The sequence below is a fragment of the Bradyrhizobium sp. BTAi1 genome (assembly GCF_000015165.1).
Taxonomy (GTDB): domain Bacteria; phylum Pseudomonadota; class Alphaproteobacteria; order Rhizobiales; family Xanthobacteraceae; genus Bradyrhizobium; species Bradyrhizobium denitrificans.
The window spans coordinates 1,439,221-1,462,544 of the sequence record NC_009485.1; the positions used below are offsets into that span (position 1 = coordinate 1,439,221).

The window sequence follows — 23,324 nt, forward strand, 5'->3', positions numbered from 1 at the left end:
CGGCCGAGAGTGTTGCTCTCGATGCTTTGCGCACGGCACCGCGTCTGCGGCCAGCGCGCGCTACTTCAGCGGCAGGAACAGCTCCGCCACCGTCTCGTGCTCCGGCACCTCGGGGAAGAAGCTCAGTCGCTGGCAATAGATCGGGAAGTCACGGGCTTCCTCGCCGCTGGCCGGAAGCCAGTCGCGATACAGATAGAGCGCGGCGGGCTCGAGATTGTCGGTGTGGCCGACGACGCGCAGCACGGCGCAGCGTCCGCCGGGAATCTCGCCGGACCTGATCGGCTCGCCGTCCGCCGCGATCGGCTGGTCGGTCCCGACGCAAAGGTCCACGCTGTAGTCGGCGGGTGAGGCGGGGCGCCGCTCGGATCGCCAGACGTTGAAGGTCGGGTTGGTCTTTGGATGCAGGCCGGCGGCTTTCCGCCAGGCGATGAAGCGCTGGATCGTGGCGCCGAGCGTCGCCGGGTCGCCGCGATGCTCCATGATCGCCACCGGCGTGGTCGGCACCTCGCGGATCGTCACGTCGTCGGAAGTGAAGGTCTTCTGCATGAGCTTGCTCCTCGCATCGTCGAGAGGCCCGAAGGCCGCAAGCCACGGCTCCCAGTCGGGTGCTCTCCGGAACGAAGACGGCGACTGCCCGAACCGTTGCCGAAAGGCGCGGGCGAAGGCATCCGGGGCATCGTAGCCGGCGTCCATCGCGATGTCGGTGACGCTCTGGTCATCGCCATAGGCGAGCCGGTAAGACGCACGCTTCATGCGGGCGAGCTGGACATAGCGATGCACCGAGAGCCCGAACGTCGCCGTGAACTGCCGGTGGAAATGATATTTCGAATAGGCGGCGATGCTGCTCAGCCTCTCCAGGTCCAGATCGTCGTCGAGATGCCGGTCGATGTGATCCAGCACCCGCAGCATCCGGGCATGGTAGGACTGAAGCGCCGTCGTCATCGTCTGGTCTCCGTGGCGACAGCACCCAAGCGCAGGCAGGCGGGGCGTGTCTCGACCGATCTTGCGATCTTGCCCAGGGGGCGGGACGACCGTGGTGCTTGTCGATCGTGCATCCGAAGCTCAGGACAATGACAGGCCAAGCAGCATCCACCATCGTCTTTGTGGGCGAAGCGAAGCAATCCAGAGTCGCGCACTTGGGCTCTGGATTGCTGCGCTCATCCCGTCGCGCTGCGCGCGACGGGATGGCTCGCAATGACGGTGGCGGTGGATCGCGAGTATCGCCGCCTAGCTATGACTCTGCGGGCGTAGGGCGCGGCCGAGCGCCATCAGCGGGAAGTAGTGGCGGTACATGCCGTAGCGGAGCATGAAGGCGCGGGACAATTCCGGGCCCTGCATCAGCCGCTGCGACAGCGCGGGATCGTTCAGCTTGATGGTCTGGCCGACGCCGTAGCCCGGGAAACCGGTGCCGGTGAATTCCGGCTCGTCCCAGGTGCCGGCCGACTGGCGCTCGACCAGCCACATGCAGCCACGCTCGATCGCGTCCTTGTCCTGGGGGCGATTGGCGGCGAGCAGCGCCATCAGCGCCCAGGCGGTCTGCGAGGCCGTTGTGGTGCCGCGGCCGACCGCGCTGACATCCATGTAGGAGGCGCAGCTCTCGCCCCAGCCGCCATCGGCCTGCTGATGGGCAACCAGCCAGTCGCAGGCGCGGCCGATATAGGGCTGGGTCATGTCCTCGCCGATCGCGGCCAGCGCCGGCAGCACCGCGCCGGTGCCGTAGACGTAATTGACGCCCCAGCGGCCGAACCACGGACCGCTCGGCTCCTGCTCACGGCGAATATAGTCCAGCGCCTGCACCATCGACGGATGGTTGCGCGAGATGCCGAGCTTGCCGAACGCCTCGATGATGTGGGCGGTGACGTCGACCGAGGGCGGATCGAGCGCCTCGCCATAATCGCAGAACGGGATCTTGGTCAGGATCTTCTGGTTGTTGTCCTTGTCGAACGCGCCCCAGCCGCCGCCCTGGCTCTGCATGCCGATCAGCCAGTCGACACCGAGCTGGATAGCCTCGTCGATCCCTTTGGCCTTCCATTTCGGATCGTGGCGCAGTGGCGCCAGCGCGATCAGCGCGACCGCGGTGTCGTCCGTGTCGGGATAGTAGTTGTTGGCGTATTCGAACGCCCAGCCGCCGGGCTTGACATGCGGCAGCTTCATCGACCAGTCGCCGGGCACGCGCACCTGCCGCTGCAGCACCCAGTCGACCGCCTTGTCGACGGCCTCGGGATAGTCGCCGAGCACGCCGGCATCGTCGAAGGCGAGCAAGGTCAGGATCGTGTCCCAGACCGGGCTGTTGGTGGCCTGGATGTAGGTGGCGTCACCGACATCGACGCGCCAGCCGGGATCGTTCAGCGCGTCGAGGCCCTTTGCGAGCACGGGATGATTGAGCGGATAGCCTTCGGCATAGAGCGCCATCAGCCCGTAGATCCAGGGCGGCTGGATGCCGCCCCAGGCGCCGTCGAAATCCTGATGGCGGATCATCCATTCCAGCACGCGGCTGGTGGCCGCCGGGCGGAACAGGCCGAGATTGAGACGGTTGCCGAGGTTCTGCAGCTTGTGCAGAACCTTGTCGGCGCCGCGGAAGAACCTGTCCCAGCCGCCGGCGCCGGCCTTGACCGGCAGTTCGTAGTCGAACGCCTTCCGTCCATGCGGAAACAGCGCATCGAGGCGGTTCTCCGGCGGCAGCGGCCGGCTCGGCCGCCGCGCCGACAGCACGGCGATCGGCATCAAGGTGGCGCGGGCCCATTGCGCGAAATTGTAGATCGAGAACGGAAACCAGAGCGGAAACCAGATCACCTCCGGCGGGATGTTCGGTGTCTTCTCCCACGGCCATTCGCCGATCAGTGCCAGCCAGTAGCGGGTGAAGACGCGGATGTTGCGCAGGCCGCCCTTGGCCTCGATCCATTCCCGCGCCCGGCGCACCGCCGGCTCGTCGTCGCGGAAGCCCAGCGAGCGGAGCGCGGCATAGGCCTCGACAGTCGCGTTGATGTCGCCATTGGGGGCGCCGAAATAGACCTGCCAGGCGCCGTCCGGGCGCTGGCTGTCGAGCAGCGACTGGCCCAGGCGCTTGCGCAGCGGATGGTCCTCGAGCCCCATGAACCACAGCGCGAGGCACCATTGCGCCTCCATGCAGGCATTGGACTCGGCGCGGCCGACCCAATGGCCGTCCGGCTTCTGGTTGGCGATCAGCCAATCCGCCGCCGCGCGCACCGTCGATTGCAGGGCAGTCTGATAATTTCCCGGGTCGCGCGTCGCACGCGCGGAGGCCGAGCTGGTCACAGTCATCACAATCCCTCTGGCGGCCTCATAGCGCCGCGACAGCCGTCGAATTCACCCCGCCCTATAGGGAATTTCGCCGCCAAATCCAATCAACTGGCCGTAGCGGGCCGGATCAAAAAGGAAACAGACAGCGTACAGACAGAGGTCTTTGGCGGTCGTGGTTAGCATCCGGCCGGGCACGCGGATGTGACGCGTCGCACGCCCGGCGGCAGCTTCGCTCAAAGCGGCAGGACATGGCGGAGCAGGGGCAGGAAGAAGATCGCGACCGTGATCAAAAAGCCGATCGCCCACAGGATCGAGCGCAGCGAGGGACGGTTGCCGACATAGGTGAGCACATAGGCGGTCCGCACGATCAGGAACAGCACCGAGAGCTCGTTGATGAGGTTCTGCGGCGCGCCGCGGAACTCGGCCAGCAGCACGGCGGCGGCAAAGAACGGGAACGCCTCGATGCCGTTCTGATGGGCGCCCAGCGCCCGCTCGCGGATGCCGCCGGCATAAAACGCGGGATCACGGGGGCGCGCATTATCGTAGCGCCCGGCGCCGTCGACGCTGATCCACTTCACTGGCGCGATCGTTAACAGGTACAGCATTACGCTGGCGAAAATGCACAATTCTGCAATCGTCATGGCTCCTCCAGCCCGATGACATCGGTGAAATGGCCCTGATCTTGACAATGTCGAAACAAGCCGCCAAGCCACGCCCTTCACCAGTCACGGGCATCATGACCGCCGCCATTTCCTTCGACAATGCCAGGTCTCCTGACAATGCCCTGCCGTTGCCGGCAGCGAGCACCGCGCGCGTCGGCGTGCTGCTGGTCAATCTCGGGACGCCCGACACGGCCGATGCCGCCGGCGTCCGCGTCTATCTCAAGGAATTCCTGTCCGATCGGCGCGTGATCGAGGACCAGGGCCTGCTGTGGAAGATCATCCTCAACGGCATCATCCTCAACGTCCGGCCGCGCAAGAAGGCCAAGGACTACCAGTCGATCTGGAACACCGAGAAGAACGAATCGCCGCTGAAGACCATCACCCGCGCACAGAGCGAGAAGCTGTCCGCCGCGCTCGCTGATCGCAGCCATGTGATCGTCGACTGGGCGATGCGCTACGGCAATCCCTCGATCAAGGCCGGCGTCGATGGTCTGATGGCCAAGGGCTGCGACCGCATCCTGGTGGTGCCGCTGTATCCGCAATATTCGGCTGCGACCTCCGCGACCGTGTGCGATGAGGCGTTCCGCGTGCTGACCGAGCTGCGCGCCCAGCCGACGCTGCGGGTGACGCCGCCTTATTACAACGACGATTTCTACATCGAGGCGCTCGCCGTCTCGATCGAGGAGCATCTCAAGACCCTGTCCTACAAGCCCGAGCTGATCGTGGCCTCGTTCCACGGCATGCCCAAGGAATATGTCGACAAGGGCGATCCCTATCGCGAGCAGTGCGTCGCCACCACCGAGCTGCTGCGCAAGCGGCTCGGCATGGACGACACCAAGCTGCTCCTGACCTTCCAGTCGCGCTTCGGCTTCTCGGAGTGGCTGCAGCCCTACACCGACAAGACCATCGAGAAGCTCGCCAAGGACGGCGTCAAGCGCATCGCAGTGGTGATGCCGGGCTTCGCCGCCGATTGTCTCGAAACCCTGGAGGAAATCTCCGGCGAGAATTGTGAGATCTTTAAGCATAATGGCGGCGAGGAATTCTCCGCCGTGCCCTGCCTGAACGACAGCGCCCCCGGCATGGAGGTGCTGCGGCAGCTCGTCCTGCGCGAGTTGCAGGGCTGGCTCTGAGCCAGCCATGGTCTTGTTGGCCTGCTAGGTCAGCTTGCAGGTCGGCGCAAGATGAATGCGCGCCGCCGCCACGAAAATAAGTTCCTGAACCGCGCCCATCGGACCCCCGACAAAATCGTGTAGCAATCCCCAGATTGTGATTGCTGCAGAGGCTGGTGAGGAGACGACCGTCTCCTTCCTTGGAGGATCCATGAGCGGTTTCGACATTTTCGCCATAGCGCTGGTGCTGCTGGCCATCTTCACTCTCTATTCCGGCGTGAAGACCGTGCCGCAGGGGTTCGACTGGACCGTCGAGCGGTTCGGCAAATACACCCGCACCCTGTCGCCGGGCCTCAACATCATCGTGCCCTATTTTGATCGCATCGGGCGCAAGATCAACATGATGGAGCAGGTGATCGACATCCCGGAGCAGGAGGTCATCACCAAGGACAATGCCACGGTGACGGTCGACGGCGTCGCCTTCTACCAGGTGTTCGACGCGGCGAAAGCGAGCTACGAGGTCGCCAACCTCAACCAGGCCATCATCACGCTGACCATGACCAACATCCGCTCGGTGATGGGCTCGATGGATCTCGACCAGGTGCTGTCGCATCGCGACGAGATCAATGAGCGGCTGCTGCGCGTCGTCGACGCCGCGGTGTCGCCGTGGGGGCTCAAGGTCAACCGCATCGAGATCAAGGACATCGTGCCGCCGGCCGATCTCGTCGAGGCGATGGGCCGGCAGATGAAGGCCGAGCGCGTCAAGCGCGCCGACATCCTGCAGGCCGAGGGCCAGCGTCAGTCCGAGATCCTGCGCGCGGAAGGTGCCAAGCAGAGCCAGATCCTGCAGGCGGAAGGCCGCCGCCAGTCGGCGTTCCTCGACGCCGAGGCGCGCGAGCGCGCGGCACAGGCCGAGGCCAAGGCGACGCAGATGGTGTCGGAAGCGATCTCGAAAGGCGACGTCGCCGCGCTGAACTACTTCATCGCCGACAAATACATCAAGGCGTTCGGCCAGCTCGCCGACTCGCCGAACCAGAAGGTGATCATGCTGCCGCTCGAGGCGACGGGCATGCTGGCCTCGCTCGCCGGCATCGGCGAGATCGCCAAGGCGACGTTCGGCGAGAGTGCGGCCTCGGCCGTGGCCGCGCGCCGCAGCGGCGGCTCGGTGCCGTCGGCCGGCACGCCGCCGAAGCCGCCGGTCCCGCCGCAGGCCTGACGCAGGAGGTCACCATGAGCGACATGTTCGTCACGCTCGGCACCTGGAACTGGCTGATCTTCGGCATCATCCTGATGGCGCTGGAGCTGCTGGCGCCGGGCGTCTTCCTGTTCTGGCTCGGGCTCGCCGCGCTCCTGGTCGGCCTGCTGTCGTTCGCCTTTGCGCCGGGATGGCAGCTGCAGATCCTGATGTTCGCGCTGTTCGCCATCGCCGCCGTGCCGCTATGGCGGCGGCTGGCGCGAACCGGTGCCGCGGCGGCCAGCGACAATCCCTATCTGAACCGCCGCTCCGCTGCGCTGGTCGGGCGCGAGTTCACCTTGGAGAAGCCGATCATCGACGGCAACGGCACCGTCCGCATCGACGACACGGTGTGGCGCGTCGCCGGCCCCGACGCGCCGGCTGGCAGCCGCGTCCGCATCGTGCAGGCCGACGGCGCGCATCTGACGGTGACGGCGGCGTAGTGCTGCGGGCGACGACGGATGTTTAAGCCCGCAGTCTCACCGCGTCATTGCGAGCGCAGCGACGCAATCCAGAGGCGCACGCGCAGCCCTGGATGGCTTCGTCGCTTCGCTTCTCGCAATGACGGGGGGAGAGCAGGGGGATTAGTTCTGCAGCCTGACGCCCAGCATCACCACGGTGCCCGATGAGCCGGCACCTGTGATGTTGGAGTCGAGCTTGTCATAGCGCAGCGAGCCCTTGACCCAGAGGCTGCGCGTCATCTTGTAGACGAGGTTGCCTTCGGCCGAATAGGTGCGGTCGCTGCGGCCATAGCCTTGATAATCGAGCGTGCCGAAGCTGAATTTGCCGATGCCGGTCAGCCAGCGCCGGAAGTCGTGGTCGACTTGCACGGTGTAGGTGCGCACCAGCACGCCGGAGGCGCCGGCCACGGTGGTCTCGGCGAGCTGCGTGTCCGAGAGGAAGCGCGCCGTGGTCAGCGGCGTCGCCGACCACACCAAGGAGGCCGACGTCAGAAAACCCTGCAGCCGGTTGAGCCGCGGGTCGACATAGCTGCGCGTCGCATAGCCGATCGAGAGTTCGCCGGTGAGCAACCGCGTGAATTCGAACGAGCTGCCGGCCTTGGCGGTGCCGCCCGCAGAATCGCGCTGATACCCGGCGCGATCGAATCGCTGGTCATGCACGCGGCTGTCGCCCTGGATCTCGGCGAACGGCTTCAGGCCGGGCATTACCTCGTAGGACACCCGGCCGATGCCGCCATACTGGTTGAAGTTGCGGTCGTCGTTCGACGTGGCCGAGCCGTCGGTCAGCTTGCTCTGCTGATAGCTGGTGCGATCGGCGGTTGCGCCGGTGGAGATCTGGAGGCGGTTGAAGCGCTGGTCGATGCCGATCGTGGTGCCCAGCGTGGTGGCGACCGGATAGCGCGCCAGCCCCGCCTGCACGTTGGGGCTGCCGGGATTGTCGGTGGCCGCGCGCAGCCGCAACTGGGCGCCGACCGAGGTATCGCGGCTGACGTCGAGGCGGCCATCGAGATGGCCGGTGAAATCGGGGCGGTCGAGCGTGGTCGGCGCCGGATTGACGCCGCCATCGAGCCGCGCCGGCAGCGTGCTGCCATAGCCGGTGAAGGAGCCGCGCAGGTCGGCGACCAGGGCGTGGCGCTCCCAGTTGGACACCGCCAGGAATTCCGGCGCGATCATCCAGGCCGGCATGCCGCGCGGATTGCCGAGCCGAGCGGGATTGCTGTCATAGCCTGCCGAGAGCTCGACCGCGCCCTTGACCAGGAACGGGCCGGCATAGTCGCCGACGGCGCCGAACGGGTCGTCATCGATCTTCAGTCGCTTGCGCGGCGGCTGGCCAGGCACTGTGCCGGCCATGGCGGCGGGGATCGGCGGCTTGTTGGCCGAAGCCGACGGCGGCAGCGTCGGGCGCAATTGTCCGGTCAGCTCGCCGGATGGGCGCGTGCCGGGTCCCGGCGGCGGCTTGGGCCGGGGCTGCGCGGGGTAGTAGCGCGGCTTCTTGCGGGTCCGGTTGAGCGAATCATAGCCGGTGTCGGCCGCTCCGCTGGCGGCGGGTCTGCCGGGCAGTGGCCCGCCGGTCTGCCGCGGCGGGGAGCTGGCCGAAATGGGGGTGTCGACGCCGACCGTCGGAGCGGCATCGGACAACCCGCTCACGACGGTCCGCCGCAGCGGCGAATCCTGCGGGGCCAGAAAGCCGTCGCGAACGGGGCGAAGCGCGTCGATGGTCTGCGCCTGAGCCGGGCCGCCGCCGAGGGCAGCGAGCAGCACGCATGCGGCCGAGGCGTCGCGCCATCGCCGCGCGCGCGCCGCGCGGCCGCTGTCAGGGCTCCACCCCACGATTTCCAAAACCCCAACAAATCAAATATTTAGCCGAGCGGCCGGGCGCCGTCGGCAAACCCCGTCGTTAAGAGAGTAAAAACAAATATGGTTAATGGGCTGTTGATGACGCCTCGCGGCCTTACCCATGCTAAAGAGCGGCGCTTGATTGTCTGAGCCTTGGAATCTGAGCCTTGGAAGCGCGAATGCCGAGATCGAAGCCGTTGACCGAAGCCCCTCCCGCCAATGCGGACATTCAATCGGCGCTGCGGACGCTCGACGCCGGCAGCAACGGCATTGCCGCGATCTCTGCGGCATTGCATGGACCGCTGGGCGCGGCCTTCGCCGCCGCCGTCGCGCTGATTCGGCAAGCCAAGGGCCGTGCGATCCTGACCGGGCTCGGCAAGTCGGGCCACGTCGCCCGCAAGATGGCCGCGACCCTGGCCTCGACCGGTACGCCGGCCTTCTTCGTCCATTCCGCCGAGGCCGGCCATGGCGATCTCGGCATGATCACCTCGGATGACGTCGTCATCGCGCTGTCCTGGTCCGGCGAGCAGCCGGAGATGAAGACCTTGGTCAACTACACCAAGCGCTTTGCGATCCCGATGATCGCCATCACCTCGAACGCGCAATCCTCGCTCGGGCAGGCGGCGCGCATCGTGCTGGAGCTGCCGAAGGCGCGCGAGGCCTGTCCGCACAATCTGGCGCCGACCACCTCGACCCTGATGCAGGCCGCGATCGGCGACGCGCTGGCGATCGCGCTGCTCGAAGGCCGCGGCTTCACCGCGCTGGAATTCGCCAATTTCCATCCGGGCGGCAAGCTCGGCGCCATGCTCAAGCACATCTCCGACCTGATGCGCTCGGGGGACGCGGTGCCGCTGAAGCCGCTCGGCACCGGCATGGCCGATGCGCTGGCCGAGATGTCAGCCAAGGGACTCGGCTGCGTCGTCATCGTCGACGGCCGCGGCCATGTTGCCGGCATCATCACCGACGGCGATCTCCGCCGGAAGATGCGCGCGGATCTGCTGTCGGTCACGGTCGACGAGATCATGACCGCGAACCCGCGCACCGTCGGCCGCGAGGCGCTCGCCTCCGAGGCGCTGGAGATCCTGAACTCCGCCAAGATCACCACCCTGATCGTCACCGACGGCGCGAAACCGGTCGGCATCCTGCACATGCATGATCTGCTGCGGGCCGGAGTGGCGTGATCTCACTTGCCGTCATTGCGAGGCGCGCAGCGACGAAGCAATCCAAAGTCCCCGCTGAGCCCTGGGTTGCTCCGCTGCGCTCGCAATAACGAGTGATCGATGTCGTGCCTTAGGCCGTTGGAAGTTTCCTCAAGATGTCCTCCGATTTTAACCTCGACAAATATCTCGCCCGGATCGGCTATCGCGGGCCGCTGGCGCCGACCTTCGAGACGCTCGCCGCATTGCAGGCGGCGCATGTCGATGCGATCGCGTTCGAAGGCATCGATCCGTTGCTCGGCCGGCCCGTCAACATCGATCTCGCTGCGGTCCAGGCCAAGATCGTCGACGGCCGCCGCGGCGGCTATTGCTTCGAGCAGAACGCGCTGCTGAAGGCCGCGCTGGAGGCGATCGGCTTTGCCGTCACGCCACTGTCGGCGCGGGTGCGCTGGCGGCTCGACGCGGATGCACCGCTGACGCCCCGCACGCACATGATGCTCAAGGTCGACCTGCCGGAGGGGCCGCACATCGCCGATGTCGGCTTCGGCTCCTGCCTGCTCGATACGCCGTTGCGGATGGTGCCCGACATCGAACAGCCGACCCTGATGGGCACGTTCCGCCTGACGCTGAAGGATGATTTGTACTGGCTCGCGGCCAGGCAGCCGGCTGGCTGGCGCATGATGTATGTGTTCGACCTCGCGCCGCAGGTCCACGCCGACTACGTGCTCAGCAACTGGTACACCTCGACCAGCCCGTTCACGCCGTTCACCTCGATGCTGGTGCTGGAGCGGTTGAGGCGCGATGCGCGCTACCGGCTGGTCAACCGCCGCCTCGTCATCGAGGCGCGTGACGGCGAGGTGAGGAGCGAGCGCATCGTCGAATCGCCGGAGGCGCTGCACCGTGTCATCGACGAGCTGTTTGGTTTGACGCTTCCGGTGCCGGCGGACATGATCTGGGCTCGGATCGAAAGCTGACGGAACGAAGGTGCGATGGCGGCTGAGCTTCAACTGGATTCCTATCTCGCCCGCATCGCCTATCGCGCGCCGCTCGCGCCCGATCTGGCAACCCTCGCGGCACTTCAGGCCGCGCATGTCGATGCGCTGCCGTTCGAGGCGCTCGATCCGCTGATGGGACGTCCAGTCCATGTCGATCTGCCGTCGGTGCAGCAGAAGCTCGTGCTGAGCCGCCGCGGCGGTTATTGCTTCGAGCAGAATGTGCTGTTCCAGGCGGTGCTGGAGGCGATCGGCTTCAAGGTCGTCGGTTTGACAGGGCGCGTGCGCTGGCGCTCGGCGCCGGACGATCCGCTCGGGCCGCGTCAGCACATGATGTTGTTGGTCGAGGTCGAGGGCCGTCCCCATCTGGTCGATGTCGGCTTCGGCATCTGCATGATGGATGGGCCGATCCGCCTCGAGGTCGGGCCGGAGCAGCGGACGCCGATGGGCACGTTCCGCATCGGCATGTGGAACGGGCTCTACACGATCAGCGCGAAACAGCCGACCGGCTGGCGCATGATGTATGCGTTCGACCTGGCGCCGCAGATCCATGCCGACTACGTGCTCGGTAGCTGGTACACCTCGACCAGCCCGGCCGTGCCAGCCACGCACACGCTGATGATGGAGCGCGTCGCGCGCGGCGTGCGGCACAAGCTGGTCAGCCGCCGCTACACGCGGCAGGACGGCGATGCCGAGGTGATCGAGGAGCGCGCCCTCGCGAGCGCCGCCGAGCTCGGCCACGTGATCGATGACATCTTTCGGGTGACGCCCCCTGTCCCGATCGAGGACCTGTGGGAGCGGACCGCGAGTTGACGGCGGTATTCTGATGCGGTAACGAAACGTTCGTTTATCGAACCTATGTTGCTCTCGTGAACGACGAGCGGGCGCACATCGTCGAGACCCGCGCCGCATTTGATGGGAATGCTGGCGATGCCATTTGGTCAATCTTAGGAGATGCACTTTTAGGTTGCGTGAACCAGAGGGGACCGCGGCGTCTGCCGGCGAGACGTGGGGATTGTCCGACATGACGACCATCGCGATGCGCGCGGAACGCGAAATCCTGCGGGGTTCATCAAGCACTGGGCAATGCGGCCGTGCGACACGGCTGCACCCGTTCTGAGATCAGAGCCGCGCGCGGCGCGGCTTATCCGAGCTGGCCGATGGCCAGGACGGGTGGGGGCTTCACGGTGAAACGTCGATCCTGACGCTTCGACGTTCATCCGATCGATGATGAAACGACGGCCTGACCTGCCACTTCAGGCCGAACGGAGACTCATGTCGAGGAAGTCCCCACCCTTTTTTCTCCGGTGCGAAAGCGGCGTCTCATCGATCTGCACTGCTTGCCGCGATCTGCTTAACAGCCAAAGTGCACGGCCGCGGCTGATGCCGCCGTGAAGGTTCCGTCGCAAAGTTCGTCATCGTTCCCCACACGATCGCGAATTGTCGCAGAGCACGGTCGACCGCTCGCAACGACCGGGCTTGGCAGTCGATCGGCTCGGGCTTTGAGGCAAACCCTGCCTTCGTCAGCTCTCTATGCGATGCGGATCCTCCGCGTCGCTGCGGCTTTGCGATGATTGTATACTTATTTGATAGACTAACTTGACGGTCTTTCCACTCAAACCTAACCTTTTGTTATCTCAACGCTCCGGGGAACAAGAGATGAGTGTCGCGCTGGAAAGAAATTCTGCTCAGTCGAAGCATGGCCACCAGGATATTTCGATTCGTCCCTATAAGCCGCTGATTGGCGCCGTGATCGAAAATATCGATCTCACCAGGCCGCTCAGTGATCAGAACAAGCAGGACCTCAATCGCGCTTTGGTCCAGCACGGCGTCATCTTCTTCCGTAAGCAGGCGCTGAGCTTCGCGCAGCATGTCGACCTCGCGCGCATCTTCGGCAATCCGATCCGCAAGAACATCTATCTGCCGTCGGTCGAGGGATTTCCCGAGATCGAAGTCATCGCCCATGACGAGAACACCAAGACCGGCGGCACCGACAATTGGCACGTCGACGTTTCCTGGCAGCGGCAGCCGCCGAAAGCGACGGTGCTGCATATCAAGCAATTGCCGCCCGACGGTGGCGGCGACACGATCTGGGCCTCGTCCACGGCGGTATACGATCTGCTCGATCCCGACCTCGCCCGCTATTTCGAGAAGCTGACCGCGGTCAACACGTTCTTCGCCTCGCCGAAGAAGGAAGCGCTCTCGGACCTGCTCACCGGCTACGCGGAAGGCCGCGAGGAGACTGCGGAAGAGGGGCTCGCGCGGGTGCAGGATGCGACAGTGAAGTTTCCGCCGATCGAGGTCCCGGTCGTCAAGACCCATCCGGAGACCGGCCGCAAGCTGATCTTCGTCAATGAGGCGCACACCAGCCATCTGCTCGGCGTGTCGAAGACCGCGAGCCAGAGCCTGCTGAACTACCTGTATGACCTGGTCAAGACGCCCGAGGTGCAGGCGCGCTTCGCGTGGCAGGAGGGCGACGTCGCGATCTGGGACAACCGCCAGGTCCAGCATTACGCGGTGCGCGACTATGGGAAGGCGCCGCGGCGCATCCATCGAGTCACGCTGGAGTACGACGGCGCGTTCTGACGTCGGCGCCTCGTCGTTCGTGAGCCGGTCGGCTCCGCCAGGAGCCGGCCTCCAATGTTGAACCGAGTATCGCCGCTGATGAACATCATCGATCTGAGCCGCGGGCGCAAAGACGCCCTGCTGTTGAGGCTTGCGCTGTTGAGACTTGCGCAGAGCCTTGCTGCTTTCGTGCTGTTGCTGGCAACGGCTTTCGTTGCCTCCGAGCCGGTTCGCGCCGAGGAGAGCTCCAAATCGCAGTGGCCTGCTCCAGAAAAGCTGGAGCTGCGCTACCAGGGCTGGTCGGGCAGGGTGCTCTATCCGGAGCTCGCCGAGGACCTCGGCTACCTTGCCCCCGTCAAGCTGAAATGGATCGGCAACACGATTTCGGGTCCGCAGGACATCCAGGCGGCGGTGACCGGCGATATCGATTTCGGCGGTGCCTTCAATGGCTCGATCCTGAAGCTCGCTGCAGCGCATGCCCCGATTAAGGCGGTGATCGCCTATATCGGCACCGATGCCCAGACCAGCGGCGGCCTTCTCACCCTCAATTCGAGCCCGATCCAGAACGCCACGGACCTCGTCGGCCGCAAGATCGGCGTCAACACGCCGGGCGCCTATCAGGAATATCTCATCACCGTTTATCTGCAGAAGTCGGGCGTATCGGCCGAGGACATCAAGAAGGTGATCTTCGTGCCGGCGCCGCCGGTCAACCTCGCGCAGCTGCTGCGGGCCAAGCAGCTCGACGCCATCTTTCTCGAAGACATCCTGAAGGAGAAGGTGCTCGCAGAGGGTGATGCGCGCCTCCTGGTCACCGACTACGGCCTGCTCGGCTCGTTCGGCTATGCAGCCTACATCCTCACCGATCGGTTCATCGCGCAATATCCGGGGACGTCGCGGAAGTTCGTCGAAGCCACCGCGCGCGCGATTGCCTGGGCACAGTCGACGCCGCGCGAGGAGGTGATCGCGCGGCTGGAGAAGATCCTGCAGGAGCGCAACAGGAACGAGGACAGGACGGCGGTGCGCTATTGGAAATCCGCCAGCGTCGGCGGCAAGGGCGGCGTCATCCGCCCCGAGGAGTTCGAGAGCTACCAGGCGTGGTTCGAGGCCAATGGTCAGCTGAAGCCGGGCCAGATCCGCGCGGCCGACGTCTATACCAACCGGTTCAATCCGTTCGCGGACTGACGAGACGCGCGCGCAGCCGGCGAGCGGCGCGAGCGAGATGAAGATCAGGTCCGCGACCTGAAGGAGCATGTGGATGGGCGCGGCGATCAGTGTGCGCAATGTGAGCAAGAGCTACAGCCTCAACCAAGGCGGCCGCTTCGTCGCGCTCGGCAATGTGTCGTTCGAGGTCCGGCCCGGCGAATTCCTGGTGCTGGTCGGCCCGAGTGGCTGCGGCAAGACCACGCTGCTCGATCTGATCGACGGGCTGAGCTTGGCCGACGGGGGCTCGATTCTCATCGACTGCGTTCCGGTCAAGGGGCCGGGGCTCGATCGCGGCATCGTGTTCCAGCAATACGCGCTGTTTCCCTGGAAGACCGCGAAGGGCAACATCGAGTTCGGCCTGGAAGCGCGCGGCGTGCCGAAGGCGGAGCGCGCCGCGCGTGCGGCGCATTTTCTCGATCTCGTCGACCTCGCCGATTTCGGCGATCGCTATCCGCATCAGCTGTCTGGCGGAATGAAGCAGCGCATCGCCATCGCTCGGGCGCTGTCCTATGACCCGGAGGTGCTGCTGATGGACGAGCCGTTCGCCGCACTCGACGCGCAGACACGTGAGCGACTGCAGGACGAAACCCTTCGCATCTGGCGGCAGACCGGCAAGACCATCGTCTTCATTACGCACTCGATCGACGAGGCGGTCTATCTCGGCCAGCGCGTGCTGGTGATGGCCGCCGGCCCGGGGCGCATCGTCGCCGACATCGCGATCGATATCGACCGCGGCGCCGACGATCTGCGCGCGACGCCCGAATTCGTCGCGCTCCGTCATCGCATCTGGCAGCTGTTCCATCCGGAGGCGACGGCCGCCGCGCGCGTGGTGCGCGATGGCGTCCGGCAGTCCACCGCAAGCGAGGAGAGCCGCGCGTCATGAGCACCTCGGTCGACCGGCTGGTCGAAGCCTCTGGGTCGTCGGGGCCGGGCCATTTCGCGCGCCGCGCGGCGCGGCTGCTGCGCGGGACAGTGGCGATCTTCGCCTTCCTGGCCGCATGGGAAATCCTGCCGCGCCTCGGGCTCGTCGATACCACCTTCCTCCCGCCGTTCTCGACGGCGCTGTCCGCCTTCGTCGAGATGGCGCGCAGCGGTGAGCTTGTGGAGCATCTCGCAGCCAGCGCCGGCCGCGCCTTCTCTGGCCTGATCCTCGCCGTTGCCGTCGGCGTGCCGCTCGGGCTCGTCATCGGCTGGTACCGTTCGGTGGCGGAGATTCTCAATCCGCTGCTCGAACTGTTCCGCAACACCGCGCCGCTGGCGCTGCTCCCGGTGTTCGTCCTCATGCTCGGCATGGGCGAGGTATCGAAGGTGGCGATGGTGTTCTACGCCTGTCTCTGGCCGATCCTGCTCAACACCGTGTCTGGCGCGCGCGAGGTCGATCCGCTGCTGATCCGCTCCGCACGCTCGATGGCGTTATCGCAGACCCGGCTGTTCACGCGCGTGGTGGTGCCGGCCTCGCTGCCGTCGATCTTCACCGGCATCCGCATCGCCGGCGCCTATTCGATCCTGGTGCTGATCGCAGCCGAAATGGTCGGGGCGAAGGCCGGGCTCGGCTATCTCGTCAACTATGCGCAGTTCACGTTCGAAATCCCTAAGATGTACGCGGGCATCGTCACGCTTTCGCTGCTCGGGCTGGTCCTGAACGAGGTGCTGGTGCTCGCGGAACGGCGGCTCACCGCCTGGAAGGGCGACGCGTAGCCGCCTCTGCACGTGTGCAGCGACATCAGTTACTCCGTCATGCCCGGGCCTTTCCCGGGCATCCACGTCGTTCCCAGCATGCGGAAGAACGTGGTTGGCCGGGACAAACCCGGCCATGGCGACATGGAGAGAGACGAGCGCAAAACGGCGGCCAGCAAATGGGATCAACCTGCCTTAGGCGGGGAGACCATCTCCGTCGTGGCGTGGTCGCCAACAAACCGTCGACGCTCAGCGCGGCAGGTCGGTCTTGCCCATCAGGAACTTGTCGACCGCCTGGGCGCATAGCCGGCCCTCGCGGATCGCCCAGACGACCAGCGACTGGCCGCGGCGCATGTCGCCGGCGGAGAACACCTTCGGCAGCGAGGTCTGGTAGTCGGTCAGGTTGGCCTTGACGTTGCCGCGCGGGTCGAGGTCGACGCCGAGGCTCTTGAGCAGGCCCTCATGCACCGGATGGACGAAGCCCATCGCCAGCAGGACGAGATCGGCTGCCAGCACGAACTCGGTGCCCGGGATCGGCTTGAACTGTGCGTCGACGCGGACGCAATGCAGCTTCTTGACGACGCCGTTCTCGCCTTCGAACTTCTGCGTCAGCACCGCGAATTCGCGCACCGCGCCTTCGGCCTGGCTCGACGAGGTCCGCATCTTCAAGGGCCAGTTCGGCCAGGTCAGCGCCTTGTTCTCGCGCTCCGGCGGCGCCGGCATGATCTCGAGCTGGGTGACCGACAGCGCGCCCTGGCGCAGCGAGGTGCCGATGCAGTCAGAGCCGGTGTCGCCGCCGCCGATCACGACGACATGCTTGCCGCCGGCGAGAATCTCGGTGGTGTTGACCGGCTCGTTGCCGACGCGGCGGTTCTGCTGCGGCAGGAAGTCCATCGCGTAGTGGATGCCGGCGAGATCGCGGCCGGGGATCGGCAGGTCGCGCGGCGCCTCGGCGCCGCCGGTCAGCGCCACGGCGTCGTAATCCTTCAGCAGGGTCTTGGCATCGAGGCCATCCTTGCCGCCGACATTGACGCCGTAATGGAAGGTCACGCCTTCGCCTTCCATCTGCGCGATGCGGCGGTCGATGATGCCCTTCTCCATCTTGAAGTCGGGAATGCCGTAGCGCAGCAGGCCGCCGGCCTTGGCGTTCTTCTCAAAGACGTGGACATCGTGACCGGCGCGCGCCAGCTGCTGCGCGGCAGCGAGGCCGGCGGGGCCGGCGCCGACGATGGCGACCTTCTTGCCGGTCTTGACCGCGGCCGGCTCCGGCTTGAGCCAGCCGTTCTCCCAGGCCTTGTCGACGATCGCGCATTCGATCGTCTTGATAGTCACCGGATTGTCGTCGATGTTCAACGTGCACGATGCCTCGCAGGGGGCAGGGCAGATGCGGCCGGTGAACTCCGGGAAGTTGTTGGTCGAGTGCAGGTTGCGCGCGGCCTCTTCCCAGTTGCCGTTGTAGACGAGGTCGTTCCAGTCCGGGATCTGGTTGTTGACCGGGCAGCCGGTGGTGCCCGGCGCGGCCGAGCCGGTGCCGTGGCAATAGGGGATGCCGCAATTCATGCAGCGCGCCGCCTGGTCGCGCAGCTCCTTCTCGGAGAGCGGCACCACGAACTCGTTGAAGTTCTTCAGCCGCTCGGCAACCGGCGCATACTTGCGATCGTGCCGCTCGATTTCGAGAAAACCTGTGACCTTGCCCATGATCTACGACGTCCCTGACTGCTCGGGCCTCATGGTTCGGATCGGTTGCTTTCGCACCGCCTCACCTTGAGGGATTTCCTCTGTGCTTCCCCTCACCCTGAGGAGCGGCGCCTTCGCCGCGTCTCGAAGGGTGAGGCCTCGACCTCGGCCTCATGGTTCGAGACGGCGCTTTGGCGCCTCCTCACCATGAGGAGTTTGCTTCCCGCTTCTCCTCACCCTGAGGAGCGGCGCTTGCGCCGCGTCTCGAAGGGCGAGGCCCGTCTGCTTCTCAGTCGTCATTGCGAGGAGCGGAGCGACGAAGCAATTCAGACATTCTGTTTGGCCCTGGATTGCTGCGCTGCGCTCGCAATGACGTCCTTGGTTACTGCCGTGCCTCAAGCCCCGATCGCGATCTTCGGCTCGGCGTCGGCCTTGGCCGCGAGCTCGCGAAGCGCGCGGCGGTACTCGACCGGCATCACCTTGCGGAACTTCGGTGCGTAGTCCTTCCAGTTCGCCAGGATGTCGGCGGCGCGCTTGGAACCGGTGGCCTTGGCGTGGCGCGAGATCAGGACGTGCAGGCGCTCGACGTCGGACGCCAGCAGGTTCTTGAACACGTCGACCCGGCCATGCGCCTCGAGGTCGCCCATCTGGTGATAGGTGTCCTCGGCGATCATCTCCTCCGACAGCACAGGCTCGAGCTCGACCATCGCCATGTTGCAATGCTTGTCGAAGTCACCGGCCTCGTCGAGCACATAGGCGACGCCGCCCGACATGCCCGCGGCGAAGTTGCGCCCGGTCTTGCCGAGCACGACGACGATGCCGCCGGTCATGTATTCGCAGCAATGGTCGCCCGCGCCCTCGACGACGGCGACCGCGCCCGAGTTACGGACCGCGAAGCGCTCGCCGGCAATGCCGCGGAAGAAGCACTCGCCGGAGATGGCGCCGTACATCACGGTGTTGCCGACGATAATCGACTCCTCCGGCACGATGCCGGAATTGCGCGGCGGCTTGACGATGATGCGGCCGCCCGACAGGCCCTTGCCGACATAGTCGTTGCCTTCGCCTTCGAGCTCGAAGGTGACGCCGTTCGCGAGCCAGGCGCCGAACGCCTGGCCGGCGGTGCCCTTCAGGCTGACATGGATCGTGTCCTGCGGCAGGCCGGCATGGCCGTAGATCTTGGCCACCGCGCCGGAGAGCATCGCGCCCGCCGAACGGTCGGTGTTATTGATCTCGGCCTCGATCTTGACCGGCGCGCCGCGGTCGAGCGCGGGACGCGCCTGCTCGATCAGCCTGCGGTCGAGCACGGCTTCGAGATGGTGGTCCTGCTTCTCGGCGTGATGGATCTTCTGGCCCGGCTCCGCCTTCTGCTTCACGAACAGCTTGGAGAAGTCGAGGCCCTTGGCCTTCCAATGTGCCACCAGCCGGGACTGGTCGAGCATCTGCGTCTGGCCGACCATCTCGTTGAAGCTGCGATAGCCGAGCGCGGCCATGATCTCGCGGACTTCCTCGGCGACGAAGAAGAAGTAGTTGATGACGTGCTCGGGCTGGCCGGTGAAGCGCTTGCGCAGCACCGGGTCCTGGGTGGCGACGCCGACCGGGCAGGTGTTGAGGTGGCACTTGCGCATCATGATGCAGCCGGCCGCGATCAGCGGCGCGGTGGCGAAGCCGAACTCGTCAGCGCCGAGCAGGGCGCCGATCACGACGTCACGGCCGGTGCGGAAGCCGCCGTCGACCTGGACGACGATGCGGCTACGCAGCCGCTCGCGCACCAGGGTCTGATGCGTCTCGGCCAGGCCGATCTCCCACGGCGATCCCGCATGCTTGATCGAGGTGAGGGGAGAGGCACCGGTGCCGCCCTCGAAGCCCGCGATCGTAACATGGTCGGCCCGCGCCTTGGCGACGCCTGCAGCAACCGTGCCGACGCCGACCTCGGAGACGAGCTTCACCGAGACCTGACCGTCGGGATTGACGTTCTTCAGGTCGTAGATGAGCTGCGCGAGATCCTCGATCGAATAGATGTCGTGATGCGGCGGCGGCGAGATCAGGCCGACGCCCGGAGTCGAGTGGCGCACCTTGGCGATGGTGGCGTCGACCTTATGGCCAGGCAGCTGGCCGCCTTCGCCGGGCTTGGCGCCCTGCGCCATCTTGATCTGCATCATGTCGGAGTTGACGAGATATTCCGTCGTCACGCCGAACCGGCCCGAGGCGACCTGCTTGATCGCCGAGCGCATGGAATCGCCGTTGGGCAGCGGCTTGAAGCGATCAGCCTCCTCGCCGCCTTCGCCGGTGTTCGACTTGCCGCCGATCCGGTTCATGGCGATCGCGAGCGTGGTGTGCGCCTCGCGCGAGATCGAGCCGAAGCTCATCGCGCCCGTAGCGAAGCGCTTGACGATCTCCTTGGCCGGCTCGACCTCGTCGAGCGGCACCGGCTTGCGCTTGTCGTCCTCGGCCGACTTGATCCGGAACAGGCCGCGCAGCGTCAGCAGCCGCTCGGACTGCTCGTTGAGCAGTTTTGCAAATGCCTGGTAGCGGTCCTTCGAATTGCCGCGCACGGCATGCTGGAGCGTCGCGACGGACTCAGCGGTCCAGGCGTGGTCCTCGCCGCGGGTGCGGTAGGCATATTCGCCGCCGACGTCGAGCGCGGTCTTGTAGACCAGCGCGTCGCCGAACGCGTCGCGGTGACGGCGCGTGGTCTCCTCGGCGATCTCGGCCAGGCCGACGCCTTCGATGCGGGTGTGGGTGCCGTAGAAGAACTTCTGCACGAACTCGGCCTTGAGGCCGACCGCGTCGAAGATCTGCGCACCGCAATAGGATTGGTAGGTCGAGATGCCCATCTTCGACATGACCTTGAGCAGGCCCTTGCCGATCGACTTGATGTAGCGCTTGACGACCTCGTAGTCGCTCAGCGCGCCCGGCAGCTTGTCCTTGAGCGCGATGATGGTCTCGAAGGCGAGATACGGATTGATCGCCTCGGCGCCATAGCCGGCCAGACAGGCGAAGTGATGCACCTCGCGCGGCTCACCGGATTCAACGACGAGACCGACCGAGGTGCGCAGGCCGGTGCGGATCAGATGGTGATGCACGGCGGCGCAGGCCAGCAGCGACGGAATCGGAATCCGCTGCGCCGACACCATGCGGTCGGACAGGATGATGATGTTGACGCCCTCGCGCACCGCGGCCTCGGCGCGGCCGCAGAGATCGTCGAGCACCTGCTCGAAGCCGGCCGCGCCCAGGCTCGCATCGAACGTGGTGTCGAGCGTGCGCGAGACGAAGTGGCTGTCCGACACCTCCGAGATCGAGCGGATCTTCTCCAGATCCGCGTCGGTCAGGATCGGCTGGTGCACTTCGAGCCGCTTGGTCGAGGCGACGCCTTCGAGGTCGAACAGGTTCGGCCTGGGACCGATGATCGAGACCAGGCTCATCACCAGTTCCTCGCGGATCGGGTCGATCGGCGGGTTGGTGACCTGGGCGAAGTTCTGCTTGAAGTAGGTGAACAGCAGCTTCGGCTTGTCCGACAGCGCCGAGATCGGCGCGTCGTTGCCCATCGAGCCCGTCGCCTCCTCGCCGGTGGCGGCCATCGGCGTCATCAGGATGTTGATGTCCTCGGCCGTGTAGCCGAACGCCTGCTGCCGATCCAGGAGCGGCAGGTTGGTGCGCGCGCCCGTGGTCGGCGCGTCCGGCAGCTTCTCGACCTGGATCTGCGTGCGGGCGAGCCACTCGGTGTAGGGATGGCTGGCGGCGAGCTGCGCCTTGATCTCGTCATCCGGGATCAGGCGGCCCTGTTCAAGGTCGACCAGCAGCATCTTGCCCGGCTGCAGCCGCCACTTGGTGACGATCTGGTCCTCCGGGATCTTCAGCACGCCCATTTCGGACGCCATCACGATGCGGTCGTCCTTGGTGACGAGATAGCGCGCCGGCCGCAGGCCGTTGCGGTCGAGCGTGGCGCCGATCTGGCGGCCGTCGGTGAAGGCGATCGCGGCGGGGCCGTCCCACGGCTCCATCAGCGCGGCGTGATATTCGTAGAACGACCGGCGCTCCTCGCTCATGAGCGGATTGCCGGCCCAGGCCTCCGGGATCATCATCATGACGGCGTGCGGCAGCGAGTAGCCGCCCTGCACCAGGAATTCGAGCGCGTTGTCGAAGCAGGCGGTGTCGGACTGGCCTTCATAGGAGATCGGCCAGAGCCGGCTGATGTCCTTGCCGAACAGCTCCGACGACACCGACGCCTGCCGCGCCGCCATCCAGTTGACGTTGCCGCGCAGGGTGTTGATCTCGCCGTTGTGCGCGATCATCCGGTAGGGATGCGCCAGCGACCAGGTCGGGAAGGTGTTGGTCGAGAAGCGCTGATGCACCAGCGCCAGCGCGCTCTCGAAGTCGGGCTCGTGCAGGTCGGCGTAGTACTTGCCGAGCTGGTCGGCCAGGAACATGCCCTTGTAGATCACGGTCCGGCACGACATCGAGCACGGGTAATAGCCCGACATGCCGCGGTCGCGGCGCTGATAGATCGCCTGCGAGATCGACTTGCGCAGGATGTAGAGCTTGCGCTCGAATTCGTCCTCGGTCTTGGCGGCGCCGTTGCGGCCGATGAACACCTGCATGCTGCGCGGCTCGGTCGGCTTGACCGTCACGCCGAGCGAGGAGTTGTCGGTCGGCACGTCGCGCCAGCCGAGCAACACCAGGCCTTCCTCCTCGATCTGGTCGGCGATGATGCTCTTGATGACGTTCCGCCAGGCCTCGTCGCGCGGCATGAACAGCGCGCCGATGGCGTATTCGCCCGGAGCAGGCAGGGTGAAGCCGAGCTCCTTGGCCTTGCGGGCGAAGAAGGCGTGCGGGATCTGCACCAGGATGCCGGCGCCGTCGCCGAACCGCGGATCGGCGCCGACGGCGCCGCGATGCTCGAGATTGCACAGGATGCTCAGCGCATCCGCAACGATCTGGTGCGACTTCTGGCCCTTGATGTTGGCGATGAAGCCGACGCCGCAGGAATCCTTCTCCTGCGAGGGGTCATAGAGACCCTCGGCGTCGGGGCGCCACGTATGCAATTCGCGGGTGATCTCGGCCGGTTTTTCGTGCGAATCCGCAGCCAGCACCGCGCCGCCCAACTTTCCGTGCTCGACCTTCGATCCGCTCATATCCGTCCCCATAAATTAATGGTCAGGGCCTTCACCACAGTTCCGGTATCGTCCGGCGCACCCGGGGCGCTGCGCGGACCCCTCTCTCCGGGGCCAACGCTCGTCCTTCTCAGCGAGCCGCATTTGCAGAGTTCAAGCCAGGGTCCGGGTGACAAAGTCCCCGCCAGACAGCCACGGCCTGTTCATGTCGCAGCGCCCAGGTGTCCCCAGCAGGTGTCCCCAGCGGGTGTCCCAAGGGCGCAGTAACATCATTGCAAAGTCTCACTCACCTTTGCAACGAAATTTTAGACAGCAATTCTGTCCTAACCCGCTCAATGCCAAAGTTCATGCTAGCACACAAGGGCGGCCGAGTCCCCCG

At 65.7% G+C, this 23,324-nt stretch carries 16 protein-coding genes; 10 read left to right on the plus strand and 6 right to left on the minus strand.

Annotated features, from left to right (window positions below):
• Positions 1-60: 60 nt before the first annotated feature.
• The 3 genes from BBTA_RS06390 to BBTA_RS06400 form a co-directional block, all read right to left on the minus strand.
• Positions 61-942 (minus strand): GyrI-like domain-containing protein, encoded by an 882-nt coding sequence (locus BBTA_RS06390; RefSeq protein WP_012041631.1) that lies wholly within the window; start codon positions 940-942, stop codon positions 61-63.
• Positions 943-1,227: 285 nt separating this feature from the next.
• Positions 1,228-3,282, minus strand: coding sequence for a squalene--hopene cyclase (gene shc / locus BBTA_RS06395; RefSeq protein WP_012041632.1), 2,055 nt, complete (start codon positions 3,280-3,282; stop codon positions 1,228-1,230).
• A gap of 212 nt (positions 3,283-3,494) precedes the next feature.
• Complete coding sequence (locus tag BBTA_RS06400) at positions 3,495-3,902, minus strand: MAPEG family protein (RefSeq protein ID WP_012041633.1); 408 nt, start codon at positions 3,900-3,902, stop codon at positions 3,495-3,497.
• 95 nt (positions 3,903-3,997) lie between these two features.
• Between BBTA_RS06400 and hemH the strand changes: the two genes are divergently transcribed.
• The 3 genes from hemH (at position 3,998) to BBTA_RS06415 (ending at position 6,709) form a co-directional block, all read left to right on the plus strand.
• Positions 3,998-5,053 (plus strand): ferrochelatase, encoded by a 1,056-nt coding sequence (gene hemH, locus BBTA_RS06405; protein ID WP_012041634.1) that lies wholly within the window; start codon positions 3,998-4,000, stop codon positions 5,051-5,053.
• Between the two features lie 190 nt (positions 5,054-5,243).
• Entirely contained in the window at positions 5,244-6,248 is a 1,005-nt protein-coding gene (locus tag BBTA_RS06410) for an SPFH domain-containing protein (protein ID WP_012041635.1), read from the plus strand.
• A gap of 14 nt (positions 6,249-6,262) precedes the next feature.
• Positions 6,263-6,709 carry an NfeD family protein gene (locus tag BBTA_RS06415; protein WP_012041636.1) on the plus strand — a complete coding sequence of 149 codons (447 nt, stop codon included), beginning with the start codon at positions 6,263-6,265 and terminating at the stop codon, positions 6,707-6,709.
• 141 nt (positions 6,710-6,850) lie between these two features.
• Here BBTA_RS06415 and BBTA_RS06420 read toward each other — a convergent pair whose 3' ends face one another.
• Positions 6,851-8,557: an outer membrane beta-barrel protein gene (locus BBTA_RS06420; protein ID WP_012041637.1), complete on the minus strand. Its 1,707-nt coding sequence runs from the start codon at positions 8,555-8,557 to the stop codon at positions 6,851-6,853.
• Positions 8,558-8,742: 185 nt separating this feature from the next.
• On the opposite strand from BBTA_RS06420, the gene BBTA_RS06425 reads away from it, so the two are divergent.
• From BBTA_RS06425 to BBTA_RS06455, 7 genes are all read left to right on the plus strand, one after another.
• Entirely contained in the window at positions 8,743-9,744 is a 1,002-nt protein-coding gene (locus BBTA_RS06425; RefSeq protein ID WP_012041638.1) for an SIS domain-containing protein, read from the plus strand.
• 134 nt (positions 9,745-9,878) lie between these two features.
• Complete coding sequence (locus tag BBTA_RS06430) at positions 9,879-10,694, plus strand: arylamine N-acetyltransferase (RefSeq protein WP_012041639.1); 816 nt, start codon at positions 9,879-9,881, stop codon at positions 10,692-10,694.
• Positions 10,695-10,709: 15 nt separating this feature from the next.
• The gene (locus tag BBTA_RS06435) at positions 10,710-11,525 is read left to right on the plus strand and encodes an arylamine N-acetyltransferase (protein WP_012041640.1); all 816 of its coding nucleotides are present in this window, start codon (positions 10,710-10,712) and stop codon (positions 11,523-11,525) included.
• Between the two features lie 846 nt (positions 11,526-12,371).
• Entirely contained in the window at positions 12,372-13,298 is a 927-nt protein-coding gene (locus tag BBTA_RS06440) for a TauD/TfdA family dioxygenase (protein ID WP_012041641.1), read from the plus strand.
• Between the two features lie 54 nt (positions 13,299-13,352).
• Positions 13,353-14,459, plus strand: a complete 1,107-nt coding sequence (locus tag BBTA_RS06445; RefSeq protein WP_012041642.1) for an ABC transporter substrate-binding protein — start codon at positions 13,353-13,355, stop codon at positions 14,457-14,459.
• A gap of 67 nt (positions 14,460-14,526) precedes the next feature.
• On the plus strand, positions 14,527-15,363 hold the full coding sequence (locus tag BBTA_RS06450; RefSeq protein WP_012041643.1) for an ABC transporter ATP-binding protein: 837 nt from the start codon (positions 14,527-14,529) through the stop codon (positions 15,361-15,363).
• Entirely contained in the window at positions 15,360-16,178 is an 819-nt protein-coding gene (locus BBTA_RS06455; protein WP_012041644.1) for an ABC transporter permease, read from the plus strand. The genes BBTA_RS06450 and BBTA_RS06455 overlap by 4 nt, the downstream gene beginning before the upstream one ends.
• A gap of 228 nt (positions 16,179-16,406) precedes the next feature.
• Here the strand turns inward: BBTA_RS06455 and BBTA_RS06460 are convergent, their stop codons facing one another.
• Together BBTA_RS06460 and gltB are read right to left on the minus strand one after the other, a co-directional pair.
• Positions 16,407-17,855, minus strand: a complete 1,449-nt coding sequence (locus BBTA_RS06460; protein ID WP_012041645.1) for a glutamate synthase subunit beta — start codon at positions 17,853-17,855, stop codon at positions 16,407-16,409.
• A gap of 374 nt (positions 17,856-18,229) precedes the next feature.
• Positions 18,230-22,966: a glutamate synthase large subunit gene (gene gltB / locus BBTA_RS06465; protein ID WP_012041646.1), complete on the minus strand. Its 4,737-nt coding sequence runs from the start codon at positions 22,964-22,966 to the stop codon at positions 18,230-18,232.
• Positions 22,967-23,324: the final 358 nt, after the last annotated feature.

What these genes read in the sequence shown, in the direction of transcription:
- BBTA_RS06455 (WP_012041644.1), top strand. Translation starts at nt 15,360, where the DNA reads ATGAGCACCTCGGTCGACCGGCTGGTCGAAGCCTCTGGGTCGTCGGGG.
- BBTA_RS06450 (WP_012041643.1), top strand. Translation starts at nt 14,527, where the DNA reads ATGTGGATGGGCGCGGCGATCAGTGTGCGCAATGTGAGCAAGAGCTAC.
- BBTA_RS06430 (WP_012041639.1), top strand. Translation starts at nt 9,879, where the DNA reads ATGTCCTCCGATTTTAACCTCGACAAATATCTCGCCCGGATCGGCTAT.
- BBTA_RS06460 (WP_012041645.1), bottom strand. Translation starts at nt 17,855, where the DNA reads ATGGGCAAGGTCACAGGTTTTCTCGAAATCGAGCGGCACGATCGCAAG.
- BBTA_RS06440 (WP_012041641.1), top strand. Translation starts at nt 12,372, where the DNA reads ATGAGTGTCGCGCTGGAAAGAAATTCTGCTCAGTCGAAGCATGGCCAC.
- BBTA_RS06400 (WP_012041633.1), bottom strand. Translation starts at nt 3,902, where the DNA reads ATGACGATTGCAGAATTGTGCATTTTCGCCAGCGTAATGCTGTACCTG.
- BBTA_RS06410 (WP_012041635.1), top strand. Translation starts at nt 5,244, where the DNA reads ATGAGCGGTTTCGACATTTTCGCCATAGCGCTGGTGCTGCTGGCCATC.
- BBTA_RS06425 (WP_012041638.1), top strand. Translation starts at nt 8,743, where the DNA reads ATGCCGAGATCGAAGCCGTTGACCGAAGCCCCTCCCGCCAATGCGGAC.
- hemH (WP_012041634.1), top strand. Translation starts at nt 3,998, where the DNA reads ATGACCGCCGCCATTTCCTTCGACAATGCCAGGTCTCCTGACAATGCC.
- gltB (WP_012041646.1), bottom strand. Translation starts at nt 22,966, where the DNA reads ATGAGCGGATCGAAGGTCGAGCACGGAAAGTTGGGCGGCGCGGTGCTG.
- BBTA_RS06445 (WP_012041642.1), top strand. Translation starts at nt 13,353, where the DNA reads ATGTTGAACCGAGTATCGCCGCTGATGAACATCATCGATCTGAGCCGC.
- BBTA_RS06415 (WP_012041636.1), top strand. Translation starts at nt 6,263, where the DNA reads ATGAGCGACATGTTCGTCACGCTCGGCACCTGGAACTGGCTGATCTTC.
- BBTA_RS06390 (WP_012041631.1), bottom strand. Translation starts at nt 942, where the DNA reads ATGACGACGGCGCTTCAGTCCTACCATGCCCGGATGCTGCGGGTGCTG.
- BBTA_RS06435 (WP_012041640.1), top strand. Translation starts at nt 10,710, where the DNA reads ATGGCGGCTGAGCTTCAACTGGATTCCTATCTCGCCCGCATCGCCTAT.
- shc (WP_012041632.1), bottom strand. Translation starts at nt 3,282, where the DNA reads ATGACTGTGACCAGCTCGGCCTCCGCGCGTGCGACGCGCGACCCGGGA.